Source organism: Flavobacterium fluviatile, assembly GCF_010645065.1.
In the GTDB taxonomy this organism is placed as follows: Bacteria; Bacteroidota; Bacteroidia; order Flavobacteriales; family Flavobacteriaceae; genus Flavobacterium; species Flavobacterium fluviatile.
This window is the reverse complement of the sequence record NZ_JAADZW010000115.1, coordinates 1-518: the sequence shown is the minus strand read 5'-3', so window position 1 is coordinate 518 and position 518 is coordinate 1. Positions and strand designations below refer to the sequence as shown.

Annotated in this window: 1 protein-coding gene; it reads left to right on the top strand. The window is 36.5% G+C overall.

Features of this window, described 5'->3' with window-relative positions; translation table 11 throughout:
* A partial coding sequence (locus GXM17_RS21520) for a hypothetical protein (protein WP_163401555.1) occupies positions 1 to 518 on the top strand: 518 nt, incomplete at both ends.

Below are 518 nucleotides of genomic sequence, written 5' to 3'. Positions count from 1 at the left end.
CTTGTGGAGTTTGACTCTTTAGTACAAGAATGGCGGGATGCATTAGTATTCAAATTCGGAAAGCCCACCGAAATAACCAGGGCAACGTTCTTTGAAAAACATTACATAAGCGATCGTAAAGCTTTTGATTTTTTTGCTGCGCACCGATATGGTGAGGATAACAATAAAAAACTCCCACCAGAAGCAATTGAGCTGTACACTTACAATGCATCAGTATTAAATACCATACTTGAAGTAAAGCAAAAGCGAAAATTATACGCAAAATCATTAGGCCTTACCGGACAGTTTGACATTTGGCAAAGTTTGAGTAATGATGTCAATGCTTTTCATCAGGTTAATCATGATTTGCCAACCACAAAAGACAGTTTAAGGCACAAAGTAAACCGGTACATAAAAGAGAGTTATTCGTCTATAATTAGTAAAAAATACGGCTCCAGAAATGCGGCAAAAGTTAAAGATGATGAACAATTAGCACTTATTGAGGTGCTTTTAGGAAAACATCAGAACCTTAACAATGA